Source organism: Haloferula chungangensis, assembly GCF_042664875.1.
Classification (GTDB): Bacteria; Verrucomicrobiota; Verrucomicrobiia; order Verrucomicrobiales; family Akkermansiaceae; genus Haloferula; species Haloferula chungangensis.
The window spans coordinates 830,470-847,843 of record NZ_JBHTBS010000001.1; the positions used below are offsets into that span (position 1 = coordinate 830,470).

14 protein-coding genes are annotated in these 17,374 nt (G+C 58.3%); 8 read left to right on the top strand and 6 right to left on the bottom strand.

Annotation, left to right across the window (positions count from 1 at the left end; all coding sequences use genetic code 11):
* The first annotated feature begins 205 nt into the window (after positions 1-205).
* The 6 genes from ACFQY0_RS03285 (at position 206) to ACFQY0_RS03310 (ending at position 7,801) form a co-directional block, all read left to right on the top strand.
* Positions 206-1,237: a rod shape-determining protein gene (locus ACFQY0_RS03285; protein ID WP_379709050.1), complete on the top strand. Its 1,032-nt coding sequence runs from the start codon at positions 206-208 to the stop codon at positions 1,235-1,237.
* Between the two features lie 32 nt (positions 1,238-1,269).
* Positions 1,270-2,079, top strand: coding sequence for a rod shape-determining protein MreC (gene mreC, locus ACFQY0_RS03290; RefSeq protein WP_379709052.1), 810 nt, complete (start codon positions 1,270-1,272; stop codon positions 2,077-2,079).
* A complete protein-coding gene (locus ACFQY0_RS03295) occupies positions 2,076-2,669 on the top strand; it encodes a hypothetical protein (RefSeq protein WP_379709054.1) in 594 nt (197 codons plus the stop codon). Before mreC ends, ACFQY0_RS03295 begins: the two co-directional genes overlap by 4 nt.
* Before the next feature lie 8 nt (positions 2,670-2,677).
* Positions 2,678-4,831 (top strand): penicillin-binding protein 2, encoded by a 2,154-nt coding sequence (gene mrdA, locus ACFQY0_RS03300; protein ID WP_379709056.1) that lies wholly within the window; start codon positions 2,678-2,680, stop codon positions 4,829-4,831.
* Between the two features lie 24 nt (positions 4,832-4,855).
* Entirely contained in the window at positions 4,856-6,442 is a 1,587-nt protein-coding gene (locus tag ACFQY0_RS03305) for an Rne/Rng family ribonuclease (protein WP_379709058.1), read from the top strand.
* Positions 6,443-6,730: 288 nt separating this feature from the next.
* On the top strand, positions 6,731-7,801 hold the full coding sequence (locus ACFQY0_RS03310) for a collagen-binding domain-containing protein (RefSeq protein WP_379709060.1): 1,071 nt from the start codon (positions 6,731-6,733) through the stop codon (positions 7,799-7,801).
* 18 nt (positions 7,802-7,819) lie between these two features.
* Here ACFQY0_RS03310 and ACFQY0_RS03315 read toward each other — a convergent pair whose 3' ends face one another.
* Positions 7,820-9,343, bottom strand: a complete 1,524-nt coding sequence (locus tag ACFQY0_RS03315) for a bifunctional metallophosphatase/5'-nucleotidase (protein WP_379709062.1) — start codon at positions 9,341-9,343, stop codon at positions 7,820-7,822.
* Positions 9,344-9,412: 69 nt separating this feature from the next.
* Positions 9,413-10,762, bottom strand: a complete 1,350-nt coding sequence (locus ACFQY0_RS03320) for a dihydroorotase (protein WP_379709064.1) — start codon at positions 10,760-10,762, stop codon at positions 9,413-9,415.
* A 20-nt stretch (positions 10,763-10,782) separates the two neighbouring features.
* Between ACFQY0_RS03320 and ACFQY0_RS03325 the strand changes: the two genes are divergently transcribed.
* Positions 10,783-11,883: a HupE/UreJ family protein gene (locus ACFQY0_RS03325; protein WP_379709066.1), complete on the top strand. Its 1,101-nt coding sequence runs from the start codon at positions 10,783-10,785 to the stop codon at positions 11,881-11,883.
* Between the two features lie 53 nt (positions 11,884-11,936).
* On the opposite strand, the gene ACFQY0_RS03330 is transcribed toward ACFQY0_RS03325, so the two are convergent.
* The 4 genes from ACFQY0_RS03330 to ACFQY0_RS03345 are packed head-to-tail and all read right to left on the bottom strand — an operon-like array spanning position 11,937 to position 15,919.
* A complete protein-coding gene (locus ACFQY0_RS03330) occupies positions 11,937-12,596 on the bottom strand; it encodes an ABC transporter ATP-binding protein (protein WP_379709068.1) in 660 nt (219 codons plus the stop codon).
* A complete protein-coding gene (locus tag ACFQY0_RS03335; protein WP_379709070.1) occupies positions 12,593-13,594 on the bottom strand; it encodes an alpha-L-glutamate ligase-like protein in 1,002 nt (333 codons plus the stop codon). The genes ACFQY0_RS03330 and ACFQY0_RS03335 overlap by 4 nt, the downstream gene beginning before the upstream one ends.
* Positions 13,591-15,126 carry a UUP1 family membrane protein gene (locus ACFQY0_RS03340; RefSeq protein WP_379709072.1) on the bottom strand — a complete coding sequence of 512 codons (1,536 nt, stop codon included), beginning with the start codon at positions 15,124-15,126 and terminating at the stop codon, positions 13,591-13,593. The genes ACFQY0_RS03335 and ACFQY0_RS03340 overlap by 4 nt, the downstream gene beginning before the upstream one ends.
* A gap of 31 nt (positions 15,127-15,157) precedes the next feature.
* Positions 15,158-15,919: a putative ATP-dependent zinc protease gene (locus tag ACFQY0_RS03345; protein WP_379709074.1), complete on the bottom strand. Its 762-nt coding sequence runs from the start codon at positions 15,917-15,919 to the stop codon at positions 15,158-15,160.
* A gap of 32 nt (positions 15,920-15,951) precedes the next feature.
* On the opposite strand from ACFQY0_RS03345, the gene ACFQY0_RS03350 reads away from it, so the two are divergent.
* Positions 15,952-17,355, top strand: coding sequence for an efflux transporter outer membrane subunit (locus ACFQY0_RS03350; protein WP_379709076.1), 1,404 nt, complete (start codon positions 15,952-15,954; stop codon positions 17,353-17,355).
* Positions 17,356-17,374: the final 19 nt, after the last annotated feature.

Below are 17,374 nucleotides of genomic sequence, written 5' to 3' on the forward strand. Positions count from 1 at the left end.
TTCCTCCGGGGCTCAGAAGTCCCTAGGAATCATTGAATAATCGGGCATTCCCGCTTGACCGGGAGGGAGGCTGGGACGCATATTTTCGGCCCTCCAAAGGAGCGCCTTCGGAGAAATTTTCCCAATCAACTGACTTCCCTCTTTTGACGGCGGTCAATGGACCTGCAAATCACCCGTCAATTTTCTCAACTCTCTCAATTTCAGAATGTTTTCTAAATTTTTCGGAAACTGGTTTTCCAATGATATCGGCATTGATCTCGGCACCGCGAACACTCTCGTCAACGTCAAGGACCAAGGAATCGTCCTCCGCGAGCCTTCGGTAGTCGCCGTCAAAGCCGGCACCAACGAGGTTCTCGCCGTCGGCGATGACGCCAAACGCATGCTCGGCCGCACCCCGGGCAATATCATCGCCATCCGCCCGCTGAAAGACGGCGTGATCGCCGATTTCCAGGTCACCGAGGCCATGCTCCGCCACTTCATCCGCAAGGTGAACAAGGGGCGTCGCAACAATCCGCGCGTCGTCATCGCCGTGCCATCCGGCATCACCGAAGTCGAGCGCCGCGCCGTTTCAGAATCCGCTGAACAAGCCGGAGCCCGCGAAGTCCACATCGTCGAGGAGCCCATGGCCGCTGCAATCGGCGTCGGACTGCCGGTGATGGATGCTGCCGGAAACATGATCGTCGACATCGGCGGCGGCACCACGGAAGTCGCCCTCATCTCCCTCGGCGGCATCGTTTATGCCCGCTCGGTCCGCACCGCAGGCGATGAACTCGACGACGCCATCATTTCCTACATGAAGCGTGGCTACAACCTGATGATCGGGGAGCGCACTGCAGAGGACATCAAGATTCGTCTCGGATCCGCAGCACCGATCGCCAAGGAGATCACGATGGAAGTCAAGGGTCGCGACCTGGTTGCCGGCTTGCCGAAAACCGTCACCATCACCTCGCAGGAAATTCGCGAGGCCATGGCCGACCCTCTTGCCACGATCGTCGATGCCGTGCGCACGACGCTCGAACGTTGCCCGCCGGAACTCGCAGCCGACCTTGTCGACCGCGGGATCGTGCTGGCTGGTGGTGGAGCCCTGCTCCGCGGACTCGACAAGCTTCTTCGCGAGGAAACCGGCCTGCCGGTCCACGTCGCCGAAGATCCGCTCAGTGCCGTGGCAGAAGGGACGGGTAAGATGCTTCAGGAGCTCGAAGTCCTGAAGCGTGTCACCAATAACAACTCGCGTTAACCGGTCTCCGGACCGGCCTTTCCTCATTCGGGATGAAGCCGCTCAATCTGCTGGCTCTGCTCCTCTTCCTCGGAGGGGCTGCGTGGGCATTGACACAAAATGAGCGCTCGGTGCGCGAAATCCAGGCGACTTACTATCGCGCGATCTCCCCTTTCCTCACGGCAGGCTCGGCCCTCGAAACCCAGGCCCGGAACTTCACCAACGAAGTCGAGCATTCAAAACTCCTCGAGGCGGAAGTCGAGGCCATGCGCAAGGACTACGGCCGCCTTCAGCTGATCGAATCCCAACTGCGCACCATCGAAGCCGAAAACGTCCGACTCCGGCGTTCGCTGGATTTCAAGGAACGCACCAAGTTCGATGTGGTCGCCGCCCGGATCACCCGGCGTCAGCCATCGACCTGGTGGCAGACGGTCGAGATCGACCGTGGAGGGAAATCGGGCATCGCCGCCGCCTTTACCGTCGTCACCGACCGCGGACTCGTCGGCAAGATCGATCAACTCGGCGACTACCGTTCCAGCGTCATTCTACTCACCGATGAAGCCTGCCAGGTTTCCGCACGGGTCGAAGGCAGCCCTGAAGAAGGGATCCTCAGCGGACAGCGCGTCCATGAAGGGTCTCCGAAATTGCGGCTCCGCTTTCTCTCCCGGGATGCGCGGATCAGCAAGGGCATGCGAATTTTTTCAACAGGTCGCGGCGGGCTCTTTCCCGCTGACCTATTACTGGGGGAAATCGAATCCGTGCAGCCAGGCTCGCTGGACACGGAAGCGATCGTCACCCCCTCCGTTGACTTCCAGAATTTGGGGACAGTCTTCGTTTTAACCCCGGAGAAGGTCCAACCATGATTCGCTACACCTTCTCGATCCTCGTACTGGTTCTCGTGGCGGTGATCGCCCAGCAGTTCATCCCGTCGCTGACGGTGCTCTATGGATCGCGCTTCCTCCTGCTGGCCCTGGTTTTTCTGTGCGCCGCCGTCACGGTCCCGGTTCCGGTGATGCTTCTCCTCGCCTTTGTCTGCGGTTTTCTCACCGATGCGCAGAATACCATCGGACCCCATGGCGGGGACCCCGAAGTCTACACCCGCACCGTCGAGCAACTTCGCTTCGGCTACTCGATCCTGCTTTACGGCTTCATGGGCTACCTGATGCATGGCATCCAGCCGCTTTTCCGCCAGGGGCAATGGCAATTTTCAGCCATGCTCTCCGGCGTCGCCGTCTTCCTCTACTTGCTCGTCGAGTATTTCCTCATCAATTTCATCCGTGGCGGCTTCGTCATGAATCAGACGGTGCTGCTCAAGATTGCCTGCTCCTCGGCCATCACGATGACTTTTTCTCCGCTTATCTTCTGGCTGCTTTTCCGGCTTGCTGACTGGTCAGGCTACACCATTCGCATGGATGGCCTGAAAAAGGAAAAACCCCGAACCCTCACCGCTTGATCTAGAACATGGAACCGCGTCACCGCCTGCGCATCTACCTCCTGACAGCCCTCGTGCTGTTCGGATTCGGTGCGCTTTTGTCGCGGCTCTACGAATTTCAGATCACCGACGAGGCTTACTACAAGTCGCTCGAGCCCGGCGACAGCGAGGTCACCGTCCGCGAACCCGGAATCCGGGGCGCGATCCTCGATCGCCATGGCGTCGAGCTCGCCCGCAATCGGCGCAACTACGAGGTCTACTTCGACCTCGAGGAAATCCACAAATCCTACCGCCGCCGTCACGAGCTCGATGCCAAGCGCGACATCGTGACTTCGGAAAAGGGCATGCCGCGTCTCGCCGAAGAGACCGACATCGTGAAGATCGTCAACACCTGGGTGATTCCCAAGCTTGTCGAGCATGGCGTCGCCAAAGGCTACAACGCCAACGCCCTTCGCACCCACTACGTGACCCACCGCGGGCTCGTCCCCTTTTCCTACAACACCGAGCTCAACTACGAACAGTTCGCCCGACTCGCCGAGCACAACCTCGAGGTCCCGGGCGTCTACCTCGATGTCCGCCCCCAGCGTGAGTATCCCTACAAGGCCCTCGCCGCTCACCAGCTCGGCTACACCCAGCAGTGGGAAAAAGGCGACATTCCTGAGGATGCCAAGCGCCGCTTCAATCATTACATCGGGGAAGAACAGGGCAAGCTGGGCATCGAAGCCACCTTCGACGACCTGCTGCGTGGTCCCGAAGGAAGCAAGACCTACATCAAGAATGAGAAAGGCAAGATCACCGGCCTCAGCGATTATCGCGAACCGAAAGTCGGTGCCGACGTCACCTTGACCATCGATGCCCGGGCGCAATTCCTGGTCTCCAATGTGCTGCGCCGCGCTGGCCGTGCTGCCGGTGTGGTGATGGATGTCAGAACCGGTGAGATCCTCGCCATGGCCTCGGTCCCCGACTACGACCCCAATGATTTCATCCCGTCGATCAAGGGCGATGTCTACAAGGCCTACCTCGACAACCCCTCCTCTCCCTTCACCGATCGCTGTATCTCCGGATTCACCCCGGGCTCGACCTTCAAGCTCGGCACGTCGCTGGCAGGTGCTTTGAACGGCCTGGCGACCCGCAGCTTTTCCTGCGATGGTTACGTCTCCTACGGCAACTACCAACCGGCGTGCTGGCTTTGGAACAAAAGCAAAGGCCGACACGGATCATTAAGTCTCCCGGAAGCCATTCAGAAATCCTGCAACCCATATTTCTTCAAACTCGGCAACACCATGGGTTCCGACAAGTTGGTCGCCGGCCTGCACATGCTCGGCTTTGGCAGCCCCACCGGCGTCCCGCTTCCCAATGAAAGCGGCGGCAGGATCCCGGGCAGCAAGGTGTGGAAGCAGGCCAACCGCGGCCGCTCACTGACCTCCGGAGACGTTGCTCAGCTATCCATTGGTCAGGGCGACTCACTCGCCACTCCCCTGCAGCTCTGCGCCATGGTTTCCTGCGTCGCCAATGGCGGCAGATACTACACCCCGCGCCTCGTCAAACACGCCAAGCTCCCGAACGGCACCTTTCTTGTCGAAGATAAACCCAAATTACGCGTGGACCTGATCAAGGAAGGCGTCGCGCCATCCGACCTCGAGTTGATCCGCAAGGGCATGTGGAAAGCCGTCAACGAGGCCGGCGGCACCGCAGGCCGCGCAAAGATTCCCGACGTGGAAGTAGCCGCCAAAACCGGCACCGCTCAGACGGCGGACGACGGAAAGCCATCCCATAACTCGTGGACCGTGGCCTTCGCCCCATATGATGAGCCAAAATATGCCGTGGTCGTCCTCGTGCAAAACGGGAAGTCCGGTGGCGCGGTTTGCGGCCCGCTCGTCCATCTGATCCTGAGAGGTCTGCTGGCTCGCGACGAAGGCATGAAACTGCCGCTCGCCCCCCTCGAAACCGCCTACGGCGACAAGGAGCCGATTCTTGAAATCGAGCTACCTGAGGACGTCCTCGCCGCCATCGATGCCACCGAGATTGGCGAGACCGGCGATGAAGCCGCTGATTCTGTAGAAGTTCGTCCCGCCGTCACGCTGACTGCGGAACCCACCATCACCCCAGAACCCACCATCACTCCCGAAGTGGACGAAGAAGGCGACATCCCGCGCGCCATCCTCGTCGAGGAACCCGAATAAACATTTTTTAGACACTCAATTTATATGATCAAACGCATCAAGCGCATCCTGGGAATCGGCAAGCCGAATCCAAAACAGGGAAACACCATTATCATCAACGTCGAGAAGCTCGAACGCCGCGTCGCCCTCCTCGAGGACGGCCTCCTTGAAGAATACACCGTCGAACGCGAAGGCGATCAGAACATCGTCGGCGGCATCTTCAAAGGCCGCGTCAAAAACATCGAACAAGGTCTTAAGGCCATGTTCGTCGACATCGGCCTTGAGAAGAACGCCTTCCTTCACTTCTGGGATGCCATCCCCGCCGCCCTCGATTCCGGACTTGAGGAAATCCAGCGCGGCAACAAGCCCAAGAAGCAGAAGAAGATCACTTCGAAAGATATTCCTAACATCTACCCGATCGGCTCGGAAATCATGATCCAGGTGTCCAAAGGTCCGATCGGCACCAAGGGACCACGGGTTACCACGAATATCTCGCTCGCCGGCCGCTACCTCGTCCTGATGCCCTACACCGAGCAGTTCGGTATTTCGCGCAAGATCGATGACCCGAAGGAGCGCGCCCGCCTGCGCAAGATCATGCAGCGGCTCTCCGTGCCGGAAGGCATGGGCATCATCATGCGCACCGTCGCACTCGGCACCCGCGCCCGACACTTCGTCCGCGATCTCGCCATGCTTCTGGAGCAATGGAAGTCCGTCGAAGAAAAGCGCGATTCCCAGCCCGCCCCAGTCTGCGCTTTCCGCGAACCTGGCCTGATCGAACGCACCGCTCGCGACTTCCTCACCGATGAAGTCGACCAGGTGCTCTGTGATGATGAAGAGACGACCGAGTTCGTCCGTGAAGTCGCCGGACGCGTTTCACGGCGCGCCAAGCGTCGCATTCACTACCACGCCAGCAACCAGCCCATCTTTGAAAACCTCGGAATCCAAAAGCAGATCGATGAGGCATTCTCCCGCCAGGTCTGGCTGAAGTGCGGCGGCTATATCGTCATCGATGAAACCGAGGCGCTGATCTCGGTCGACGTCAACACCGGCCGCAACCGTGGCGCCAAGGACGTCGAGAAAATGATCCTCCAAACCAACCTCGAATCCGCCGAAGAAGTCGCCCGCCAGCTCCGCCTCCGGAACATTGGCGGCCTTGTCGTCGTCGACTTCATCGACATGCGTCACCGTCGTGACCAGCAGGCCGTTTACAAGGCAATGCGTGAGCGTCTGAAACGCGACAAGGCCAAGACCCAGGTCCTGCAGATTTCCTCGATTGGCCTGATGGAAATGACCCGGCAGCGTCTCAATGAAAGCCTGCGCGACACGATGTTCGAACCCTGCCCCTACTGTGAAGGCAAGGGCCGCGTGAAGACCACCATGACCATGAGCGTCGAGATCCAGCGCAAGCTTGTCACCGTCATCAACAAACAGCGCGAACAGGGTAGCGGCGACCTGATCGTCGTGGTGAACTCCGACGTCCTCAATCGCTTCAAGACCGACGACAGCAAGCTCCTCGTCGAGCTCGAGCGCAGTCACTCCGGTCGTCTGATCTTCCGCTCGGATCCATCGCTCCACCGCGAGCGCTTCGCGATCATCGACGCGACCACCGAGAAAACCATCGAAAAGGTCTAAGACCCTCTCGCTCTCAAGTCCGAAGCCCCCCCCCCATCGCCCTTCCTCGTCAGTGAGGAAGGGCGATTTTTTCCAACTTTATTAGCTTTTGAGGAGTAATCAGGCTGGCAAATTTCGGTCGCAACGCGAACGAAATCTTGGGTGATGCCCCAATTTCCTATTGACCGACTGATTTTTCCAGATATAAGCGCCGCGCGCTCTATAAGCCATTTCTGCCAACTTGCGAATGGTTGCCAGCGCTCTACCCCCCCACTTAGCCCCCGCAATTTCACCCCCCATAAAATAGTCATGAAGTTTTCCTCCGTTTTCTTATCTGTTGCAATCGGTTCTGTAGGAGCAAGCGCTGCCGCGACTTACACCTTACAAGATGCATTCCGAGTAGGCGCATTCGTGGAAAAAAACTTCACGATCGAACAGAATTCCGGTGGGGAGTCCGAGGGCGCTATTATCGTCGGGGGAAACTTCACAACTGGCACCAGCCCCTACAATGTGAAACTTAGGGACGGAGCCTATACTGTAGGAAGCAGTACCAATGTGGCGAACGACGTTGTGCTCGCAGTTGGAGGTAATATCACGTATGGGAATAGCAATCCGGAACCGATTAAGACCTCTGGAAGCGTGGTCTACTCCGGTGCTAATGCGTCAAGCATCGCTACCAACTTGACCGCAAGACCGGAAATAACCCCAAGAAATATTTATTCAGAATCAGTAGACGTTTCTCAAGCATTCAGTGATTTGAGGAATCTCTCTAATGACATCGCAGCAGCGGCTGGGGGATCCGCCTATGCGACCATTGCAAGCAATACCCTGCAATTACCATCTACGACGTCCATATCCCTACCTACTCTTTTCAGCGGCGAGGTATTCATTTACAACGTCAATGCAAGTGACCTCGATGGAAAGAGCACCAACGGATTGTCGGGCGGATGGCCGTTTGGGGCTGACGACCTCGTGATTTTTAACATCGTCGGGACTACCGGCGATGGCGTTTTTAATTACAATCTGGATCCCGTCGCTTTAGGAATTGGAACTGTCACCACTTTCGGGGACGGCAGCACCTCCTCTAATCCATGGGCAGATAACATACTTTGGAACATTAGCGGTGACGTTAACTTCCAGGCTGATACTTCGATCGTCGGTATGTTGCTTGCCCCTAATAGCGATTTCAGAAAGGGCAACTCAACGGTTGAGGGTTCATTTATTGTAGAGAACCTAATTGCAACGGGTGGCGGCGAACTCCATCCGATTACAGGCGGTGGCTTCGTTATACCAACGCCTTTGTCCGAAGTTCCAGAACCTACTCCGTTCCTAGCTGGCATCCTGCTTGCGCTCGGCCTTTGGACTCGCAGACGTTGCTGAATGGCGAAACGGCTCCCGCTAGATTATTTCTTGCTCTAGGAACCAATCGATCAGCGCCTCCCGGGTGGCGATTCGGGTCATTTGACGATTGGAGCTTTTTAACTGCGTAATTCTGCGCAGCGTCATCATCGATTTTCCTCCAGACTGGGCGTCGTAGGAATTCATTGCGATGAGGTAGCGCTTGTCGCTTTTCAATGGCGCTCCCTTCAGGCGGATTTCTTGGATTTCGCCACTGGAGTTGCGCTCGAGGTCGAAGGGCCACAGGACCCTGTCTGAAGATTTGTTGAGATCCTCTTCCTCCAGAATCAGGCGTAGTTCGCGGGCATCCAGCTCGACGGTGATGAGCAGGTTCTCGTAAGGCAGATGCTTCCAGCAATCGCCAACCGTCACCTCACCAGCCTCGAGCGGGCCTGAGCCGAAGGTTCCGTGGAAGACTCCATCGACTTCCGTGCCATCTCGCTTCAGCGCAGATGCGAAGGCTTGGCAGAAGATCGTTCTCAGGGAATCTTCGCCCCGGAGAGGAATCTCCGTCTTCACGGTGCAGACCTTTCTCGTGAGTGTTTCGGCCGCTTCTTTCAGTTGTGGCCTCGCGGTATCCATGACGGCGGGATCCAACTCGAAACGTCCGTCCATCCGAACCGTGAAGGCTTTCCGCTCGATCAGTGTGCGGCTCTCCAGATCGAAGGTCAGATCGACTCTGCCGCAGTGGATTCCGAAGTAGCTGGCCTGGGAGCAGATGGTGTTCCCTTCATACCAGGTCGCCCGGTCCTGGTGACTGTGGCCAGCAAGGTAAACGTCCACGCCTTCGATGTTCCTGAGCAGGCTGGGAACGGGATTCGCATAATCCTCTTCCCAACGCCAACCCATGTGGCCCATCACCACGATCGCATCGACGTTCTCGCTCTTGAGTTCGGCGACGCTTTGCTTGAGGGACTCGGCGGGGTCGAAAACTTCGACTCCTCCAAGGGTTTCAGGAGCCAACCAAAATGGCATCCCGGGAGTTGTTAGTCCGACGAGGCCGATCTTGAAACCAGCGGTCTCACGGATCGTCCAGGGCAGCACGTTTTTCCAGGCGCCGTCGATCTGCCCGACCGCTTTGTGGCCAATCCGCAGGTTTCCGGTGAGGACTTTGGCTTTTGAGTGCTGGAGGTTTCCCTCGAGAACTTCGCGCCCCCAATCGAAGTCGTGATTGCCGATCACCCAGGCGTCGTAGTCGAGACGGTTGAAGAGATCGATCATGATGCGACCATCGCTTTGAAGGCCAACGGGGGTCCCTTGATAGACGTCGCCGACATCGACAAGGATCGAGTCGGGGAACTGTTTGCGCCAGCGCCGGATCTGGGTGGCGCAGCGAGCGATGCCTCCGACGTCGCCGAGGCCATCGTAGCTCAATGTGGGTTCGATATGGCCATGCAGATCGGTGGTGTGAAAGATCGAGATGGTTTTCGCCCGCTTCTCCTCGACAGCGCGTGCGGCCAGCATGCTTCCAAGCCAGCCTGCGCCGGACACGATGAAGTCACGCCTGCGAATTTCACGGATCATTGAGTCACCCTTCCACTTTGTTTCATGGGCCGCAAGCAAGGGATCGTGACAGGTCCCCCAGCATCGACCTCAGCGCTCGAGGAGCAGTTCGCCGGCGAGGGCCACAAGGTCGATCCGTCCCTTGAGCGTCTTGTCGAGGAAGGGAGTATTGCGCGCTTTGGACTTCATGTAGTCGACGCTGAAACTCGTTTCGCCTTCAGGATCGAAGAGCAAGAACTCTGCGGTGCTTCCTACTTCAACGGGGACCGGGGGCAGTCCCATCATGACGCGAGGTTCGGCCGAGTAGCGTTTGACGAGCACATCCCAGCCGAGTTCACCACGGGCAACGAAGCGGTCGAACATCGAGATGAGCGCGGTCTCAAGTCCGGTGATGCCATTGGGCGCGGCGGTGAAATCCTGTGCCTTTTCAAAGGGCGTGTGCGGTGCGTGATCGGTCGCGAGCAAGTCAAAGACGCCGCTCTTCAGCCCTTCTAACAATGCCTCATTGTCGGCGCGAGTCCTCAGAGGCGGATTCATTTTGTAATGGGTGTCGTAGTCGCCGATGTCTTCATCGGTGAACATCAGGTGGTGAGGTGAAACCTCAGCGGTCACCTTCACGTCTCCCCTCGCCTTCCACCAGGCGATCGTTTCCATGCCGAGCTTGCTCGACACGTGCTGGATGTGGATGTGGGCACCTGCGGCGTGCGCCAGGCGGATGTCGCGATCAATGATGATCTCCTCGGCGCAGGCGGGGCTTCCCTTGATGCCGAGTTTGTAGGCCATCGGTCCATCGTTGAGGGCACGCGGACCGGCAAGCTCGGGAACTTCGCAGTGGCTGGCAAAGAACATCCCGAATTCTCCGGCATACTGCATGGCGCGAAAGAGCACGGCGGCATCATTCGTCGAATCACCATCATCGGTCAGCATGGTGACGCCGAGCGAGCGCATGGCATCGATGGCTGCGAGTTCCTTTCCTTCGCGTCCCTTCGTTACGCAGCCCGAGGTGTAGACGGGGATGCGGGAAACCTGCTTGGCCTTATCAAGGACCATCTTGACCACGGCACCCGAATCGATCGAGGGAGTGGTGTTCGGCATCATCACGACACCGGTGATTCCTCCATTGATGGCCGCTTCGCTGCCGCTGGCGATGTCTTCTTTGGCTTCGCCGCCGGGTTCACGAAAGTGCACATGAGCGTCGAACATCGCCGGCATCAGAAGCCGCCCTTTTCCATCGATCACACGGGTTCCTTCCGGGGCGGTCACCTCACTGCCGATCTCCTTGTAGACCCCTCCATCGATCAGGACATCCGCTTTGCGGAAGTCGGGGGAATCGGCGGAGACAATACGGACGTTCTTGAGCAAAAGTGGCGCGGCGTCGGGCATGGCTCCTTCATGCCATTCCGGCCCGCGATGGAAAAGCCCGGACTTGTGCTGCGGCATGGTCGGTTCACCCTATCGAGGTGTTCCGCTTCCTTGCTCTCGTCTTTTTGATGCTGATTGCCAGCGCTCAGGCGCATCAGATTGCTGAAATGACGTTGCAGATCTCGGCGGATGACGGGCGCTTTGAGGCGGTGATTCAAGCCGATGCGGCCTACATGCTGCCGGAGTTCAGGGGCGATGAAGATGTTGCCGCCCAGGATCTGGCGTGGCTGCGGGAACTTGGAGCGGAGGAATGGCGGCGGATTCAAAGGGAAACGGAACTCTACCTGCGAAAGTGCCTGAGCATCCGATCCGAATCCGGTCCGCTGGACTGGCGGATCTCGTTTCCCGATTTCGATGCGGATCCACCACGTTTCCTTGAGGAAGGCATGGCCGAAATGCTGCCGATGATTGAAGTTCGGGCAACGGGCGACTTCATGGGTGAGACCTTGAGTCTCGGGTGGGAGGAGCCCTTCGGGGTGGTTCTGATCGTTCAAGCTGGCGACGAGACGATTCCCGTCATCAGCGGCTACGAAGAGGCGGTGCTGCAGCGGGATGCCTCGGATGCGATTGAGGTCGTCACGCCTTCAATCAGCGGATGGATCGTCCTTGGCTTCCGTCACATCATTCCTGACGGACTGGATCACGTGCTCTTCATTCTGGGGATCTTCCTGTTTGTTCCCCGCTGGAAACCGCTGCTGGCTCAGAGTCTCATCTTCACCGTGGCCCACTCTCTAACACTCGGCTGCGCGGTGCTTGGCTGGGTGCAGCTGCCGGAGCTGTGGGTCGAGCTGGCAATTGCGGCGAGCATCGCGTGGATCGGCATTGAGAACCTGTTTCTGAAAAAGCTCGGGGCGGGTCGCTATGCCCTGATTGCCGTGTTCGGGCTGATTCATGGCTTGGGCTTTGCCCGGATGCTCACCCCGCTGCTTCCCGAAGACCGCCCGGACGCCCTTGTCGCGTGCCTCGCCGGTTTCAATGTCGGAGTGGAATTAGGGCAAGTGCTGGTGCTGGCGCTGGCCTTTGCGGTTTTCGGGTGGTGGAAGGAAAAGAACTTTGCCTACGCTCGTGTCTCGGGCTCGGTCCTGATCGCCACCGCAGGAATCGCCATGATGGTGGAGAGAATCATGGCGGCCACTTAGAGCTAAGCACAAACTGCCTCTGGGCCCGGTGGCAGTCGAAATTTGCGGGACTGTTAGGTCGACTCGATGCTGCCGTCCTTGATGACCAATTTGCGATCCCCGCGGTCGGCCAGACTTGGGTCGTGAGTCACGACCACCAGAGTGGTGTCGCTTTCCGTCGCAAGCCCCATGAGAAGCTCCATGACCTCGCCGCTATTCCGGGAGTCGAGATTTCCTGTCGGTTCATCGGCAAAAAGCACGGCGGGCCGATTCGCGACGGCTCGAGCTATGGCCACTCGTTGCTGTTCACCGCCGGAAAGCTCCGCAGGCAGGTGATCGGCACGCTTGGAGAGGCCGACCCGTTCAAGCGCCTCCATGGCCTTGTCGGCAGCATCTTCACCGCCGATGGCACCCGGAATCATCACGTTTTCCAAAGCGGTCAGCTCAGGAAGAAGGAGATAATTTTGGAAGATGTAGCCGATGTTCGCATTGCGGAAAGCCGCCTGTTTTTTCGGGTTGAGCGAGTAAAGCTCGGTGCCCGCAATCGTGACATGTCCCTGTTGGGGACGTTCCAACCCGGCGAGGGTGTATAGCAAGGTCGTCTTCCCTGCGCCACTGGGGCCGCAGAGAAAGACCCGCTCTCCCTTGTGGATCGACAGTTCGATCCCGTGAAGCACTTCGATCAGTTTCTTTCCAATCTGATAACTGCGGTGGAGGTTGTGAGCTTCAATCATGAGGCGCTGGCCGTGTCCGGCTCGGTAATCTTCGCGGCAAAGTGCTTCTTCGAGAAGGCGATTTTCGCCTCACGGGATTCATGCTTGAACTTCGCCGCCCGTTCGGCGGCGGGTTGCAGCCGTTTCAGAAGCCCGACGCCATTGGCCATCTGGATCGCGAGACCCGGACGGGCATTCACCTCGATCATCAGAGGACCCTTGTCTTCATCGATCATCATGTCCACTCCAAGGTAGCCGAGGCCGGTCATCTCATGGCAGGTGACGGCGTTATCGAGAATCTTATCCCACTCGGGAAGCTGCACACCGGTGAGCCGGACTTTGAGATCGGGATGGAGCGTCACAGGCTTGCCGTGATGAATCGCGCGAATCGTTCGCCCGGTGGCGATGTCCACACCGACGCCAAGAGCGCCTTGGTGAAGATTCGACCTCCCATCCGACTCGCGGGTCGATGCCCTGAGCATCACCATCACGGGGTAGCCATGAAACATGACCACACGGATGTCAGGGGCTCCCTGGAAACTGATGTCTGTTAGAATCTTGGCGGAAGTGACACGGTATTCGATCAATGCCACATCGCGGCGTCCTCCGAGGCTGAAGAGGCCGGCGAGAATGTTGGAGATGTGGTGCTTCACTTCATCGAGTGAAAGCCGGGTGCCGCTTGGCTTATAAAACATGCCGTCTTCCTTCCCCGAAATGACCAGGATGCCCTTTCCTCCGGAGCCGCGGGCGGGCTTGATGACGAAGGTAGAGCGGTCTCCGAGGATCTTGTGGAGTTGGCTCATGTCGTAGGGGTTGCCGATGATCCCGTAGGTCTCCGGCACGGAAATCCCCTTCTCTTCCGCGAGCGCTTTGGTGCGGATCTTGTTGTCGACCAATTCATACAGTCGCCGCGGATTGTTCGGCAGAACGAAGCGCGCGTTTCGCATGTTGATGCCGACGACACCCATCTCCCGTAGTTCACGGGGCGTCAGGAAAAAGCGATGCCACCAGTGGTTCATTCGTAGTTTCTGAAGCTCTTGAAGCGAATCAATTCGCTCAAGCGGTATCCGGTATAGCGGCCCAGCAGAATGATGCCGGCGAGGAGCACGAGCAGCAACTCCGGGAAATAGAATGCCCAGTAGCGAACCTGACGTTCCCTCATGAAAAAGAAGGCGATCACGGCGACTAACAGAGAACCGCCAACCTGAAGCATCGCGTTGCGTTTCCCCTCCTCTTCCCAGATCAGCGACATGCGTTCGATCGTCCAGGCAAGGATGATCATGGGGAAGAGCGTGATCTTCAATCCATCGCGGATTCCCAGATGCCAGCTGAGCACGCTGAGCACCATCATCAGCAGCGTAACAATCACCACACAGGCTGCCACGCGTGGCACCACAAGAAGGTTGAGACGGGAAAGAGCAAACCGAAAGTAGAGGCCTGCTCCGACAATCACGATGAACATCACCAGACCGTGCTGCCATTTCATTTCGAGAAGCGACAAGGCAAGTAGCACCGGCATGAAGGTTCCGAGAGTGGCAATTCCGACGAGGTTCCGCAGAACCACGACGACGAAGGCACCCAGGGGAATCAGCACCACATAACTGAAGACCTGGCGCTCGGACGCAGGCAGACCGAAGATGGTCGAAACCAGCAAACTCGAATCGCGAAGATCCGTGAGACGTTCTAACGGGATCTGGTCCCGGGTGATCGTAAATACGACCTGCGAATTCTCGCCACCACTGAGGTCGAGAAGCGGCTCACCTCCACGGTTCCACACGAAAGCGTCGCGTGGATCGAGAATCGACGCGGGTTCATTGGGATCGCGCACCTTCCAGTAGGCTCCGTCAAAATACTCGACCATCCAGATCGGATCCTGCGCCCCGCGGACCTCTTCGAGTTTGACTCCGTAAGCGACCCGCGCCGGCACCCCGGCCATGTTCAGCAGATCGATCCCCAGCCGAGTCAGGGCATTCGCGCCTGCTTCCCTTTCGTAGTGACGCTTGAGCAGGGCGATTTCCGGAGATGACCCGATCGCCGTAATCTCTCGAAAGACACCGACAAACAGAGTATCGGGGCTCGACGACAATTCCTTGGCTCGACGGACCACGTTATCGGCGGCGGAGCGCAATGATCCGGAGAGGCCCGGATCATCCGGAACCGGGAGTTCGCCGGTATGTGGGATCGGTCCTCCGCTATTTACGCCTCGTTCTCCGAAGCGAACCCGGTAGTAGAGCGCCTGATTGTCGATCTTCTCGTCGGCCGACCAGATGGCAGAATACTCGCCGCTGTCCTCTTCGACGATGAAACTGTAACCGGCCGACCTCGCATCGGAGCCAAGGTTCTCGTCGATGGCGACGGCAGGCAGCGAGAGCCGCGCGTTGACCGGTTTGCCGATGGCGATGAAGCTGACCTTGGCTTCCACCAACCACTCGGTCGGCTTGTTTCCCACCATCAATGGGACTCCGAGCCTGACATGTTTGTAGGCGGCGATTCCTCCCCCCACCAGGGTCAGGGTCAGAACGATGGCGATCAGCTTGATTCGAGAAGCCATAAAAGAATGGAGATGCGTATGGGGAACGCGATCAACGCATCACCTTCTTATCGGCAAGGTAAGCGCGGCTTGGATCGACCCAGCCGAGTTCCTTGATCGTCGTCCGGCCGATCAGGATAGGGCTCAACATGTTAGAGCGATTGTTCAGGGTGAAATCCGCCTTGAGTTTGCGGTCGCCGATCTTGAATCCGAGGCGGACCACTTCGCGGGCTTCCGACTCGCCTGCTGGCTCCTTGATCAAGGCAATTCTCACCAGTGGTGCTTCGATCCGAAGGCGTTGGGAATCCTTCTCGCCTGGATCCGTGACGATGAAGCGCACCCACTTTTTTCCATCTCTTTCAAACAGCTCCTTTTCCTCGGCATGAATTGAGCTGGTCAGCGCTCCGGTATCCAGTTTTGCCTGGAGCTCCTCCTCAATCTTCCCATCGGAAACGATCACATTTTCCCGCCATCCATAGACCTGAACGGGATCTGCCGAGACGGGTCGGGCCACGGCGATGACAGCTTCCGCGTCTTCGGCATTTTTGGGTTCTTCCTTGTCGCCGGGCTCAGTCTTTTCTTCCTTCGCCGGCTCCTTGGAGTCGTCCGCCTTCTTGGCGTCATCGGGTTCCTCTGCCTTCTTCTCCTCGCTGGGTTTGGGCTCGGACTCTGGTTTGGGTTTGGATTCTGATTGCTCGACTTTTTGGGGTTTTTCCTCAGTGACAGCATTGTCGGCGGCTGTTACCAGCCCGCCACCGCAAAAGAGATAGAGGAGGCAAATCAGAACCGTAGAAGCCTTGGATTTATTCGTCACGCGGGCCGACTATCATCATCTGTTATTGGAAAATGCAACGGAATTCCCCGAAAGCCACCTGGGGGCTAATAATTTGTCTGACGAGTCTTACGGCATGCAACTCGCTTCAATTCGAGTCTCCGCGTGAGGCACACGATCTTCAATCGCCGCCATCCTGGGAGGCCAGCTCCAGCGGACGTGAGGGCAAGATTACCCAAGGCTGGCTCTCGGACTTCTCCGACCCTGGAATGACTGCAGCCGTAGAGCGGGCGATGGCTTACAACAGCGATCTCGCTGCGGCAGCGGCGCGCATGCGCGAGGCGGAGTACATCCGCATCGCCGGGCAATCGAGAACCCTGCCAAATGTCGCACTCTCCTCGTCGGGTGCCTACAGCATGGCCGGCAATGGCTCCGCCCCGACCACCGAATCCGAGCGCTACGGCCTCAATATTTCTGCGTCATGGGAAGTCGATGTGTGGAAGCGTTTGAGGGATCTCAACGAGGCAAGCCAGGCTGACGTCGATGCCCTGCGTGCCCTCTATCGGGGAGCCCGCCTCTCGCTCGCTGCCAGCACCGCGAAATCCTGGTGCAACCTCATTGCCGCCGAGCAACAACTCGAGCTGGCGAAGGTCACTCTGGATTCCTTTGAAAGTAACCTCCGCATCAGTGAGCGTAACTACATCGGCACGGGGCAGGGTTCGCTCGATGTTCAGTTCGGCAGGACCAACGTGGCCTCCGCCCGTCGTGCCCTCGAAGCTCGGCGGTTGGAACGGGACGATGCCGCCCGCGGACTTGAGACCTTGTCCGGTCAATATCCATCCGGCAGATCCAGTGCTGGATCCGATCTGCCGAACATGAAGCGGAGTGTCCCGGCAGGGATTCCCGCCGACATGGTGGAGCGCCGGCCCGACCTCGAAGTGGCACGGGCAAGGATCTACGCATCCGCCAAACGCGCCGATGCGATCCGGAAGAACCTTCTGCCAAACATCCGGCTCACCTCAAGCGGCGGAAATTCGGTCGCTCAATTCCAGGACCTCTTCGACCCCAATTGGCTGGCCGCGTCGATTGCTGCGAGCGTCGCCCAGTCCGTCTACAGCGGCGGTGAGCTCACCAACCTCGCGCACGCCGCCGTCGAACGGAACAAGGAACTGATCGCGGATTACACGCAGACCGCCCTCATCGCCTACCGGGAAGTCGAGTCGGCACTCTCCGCAGATGACTCGCTTCGCGCTCAGGAAGAGTTCCTCATTCAGGAAGTCAAGCAGGCCGCACTTGCCGAGAAACAGGCAACTCGTGACTACGCGGACGGCATCGAGGGCTCCGACATTCTCGACGTACTTGAAGCTCAGCGGCGAAACAATAACGCAAAAGCCAGCCTGATCCGGCTTCGAAACGAGCGACTTCAGAACCGGATCGACCTGCATCTGGCCCTCGGAGGCGACTTCAAGACCGCGTGATTCCCAGGAAATTCCCCGC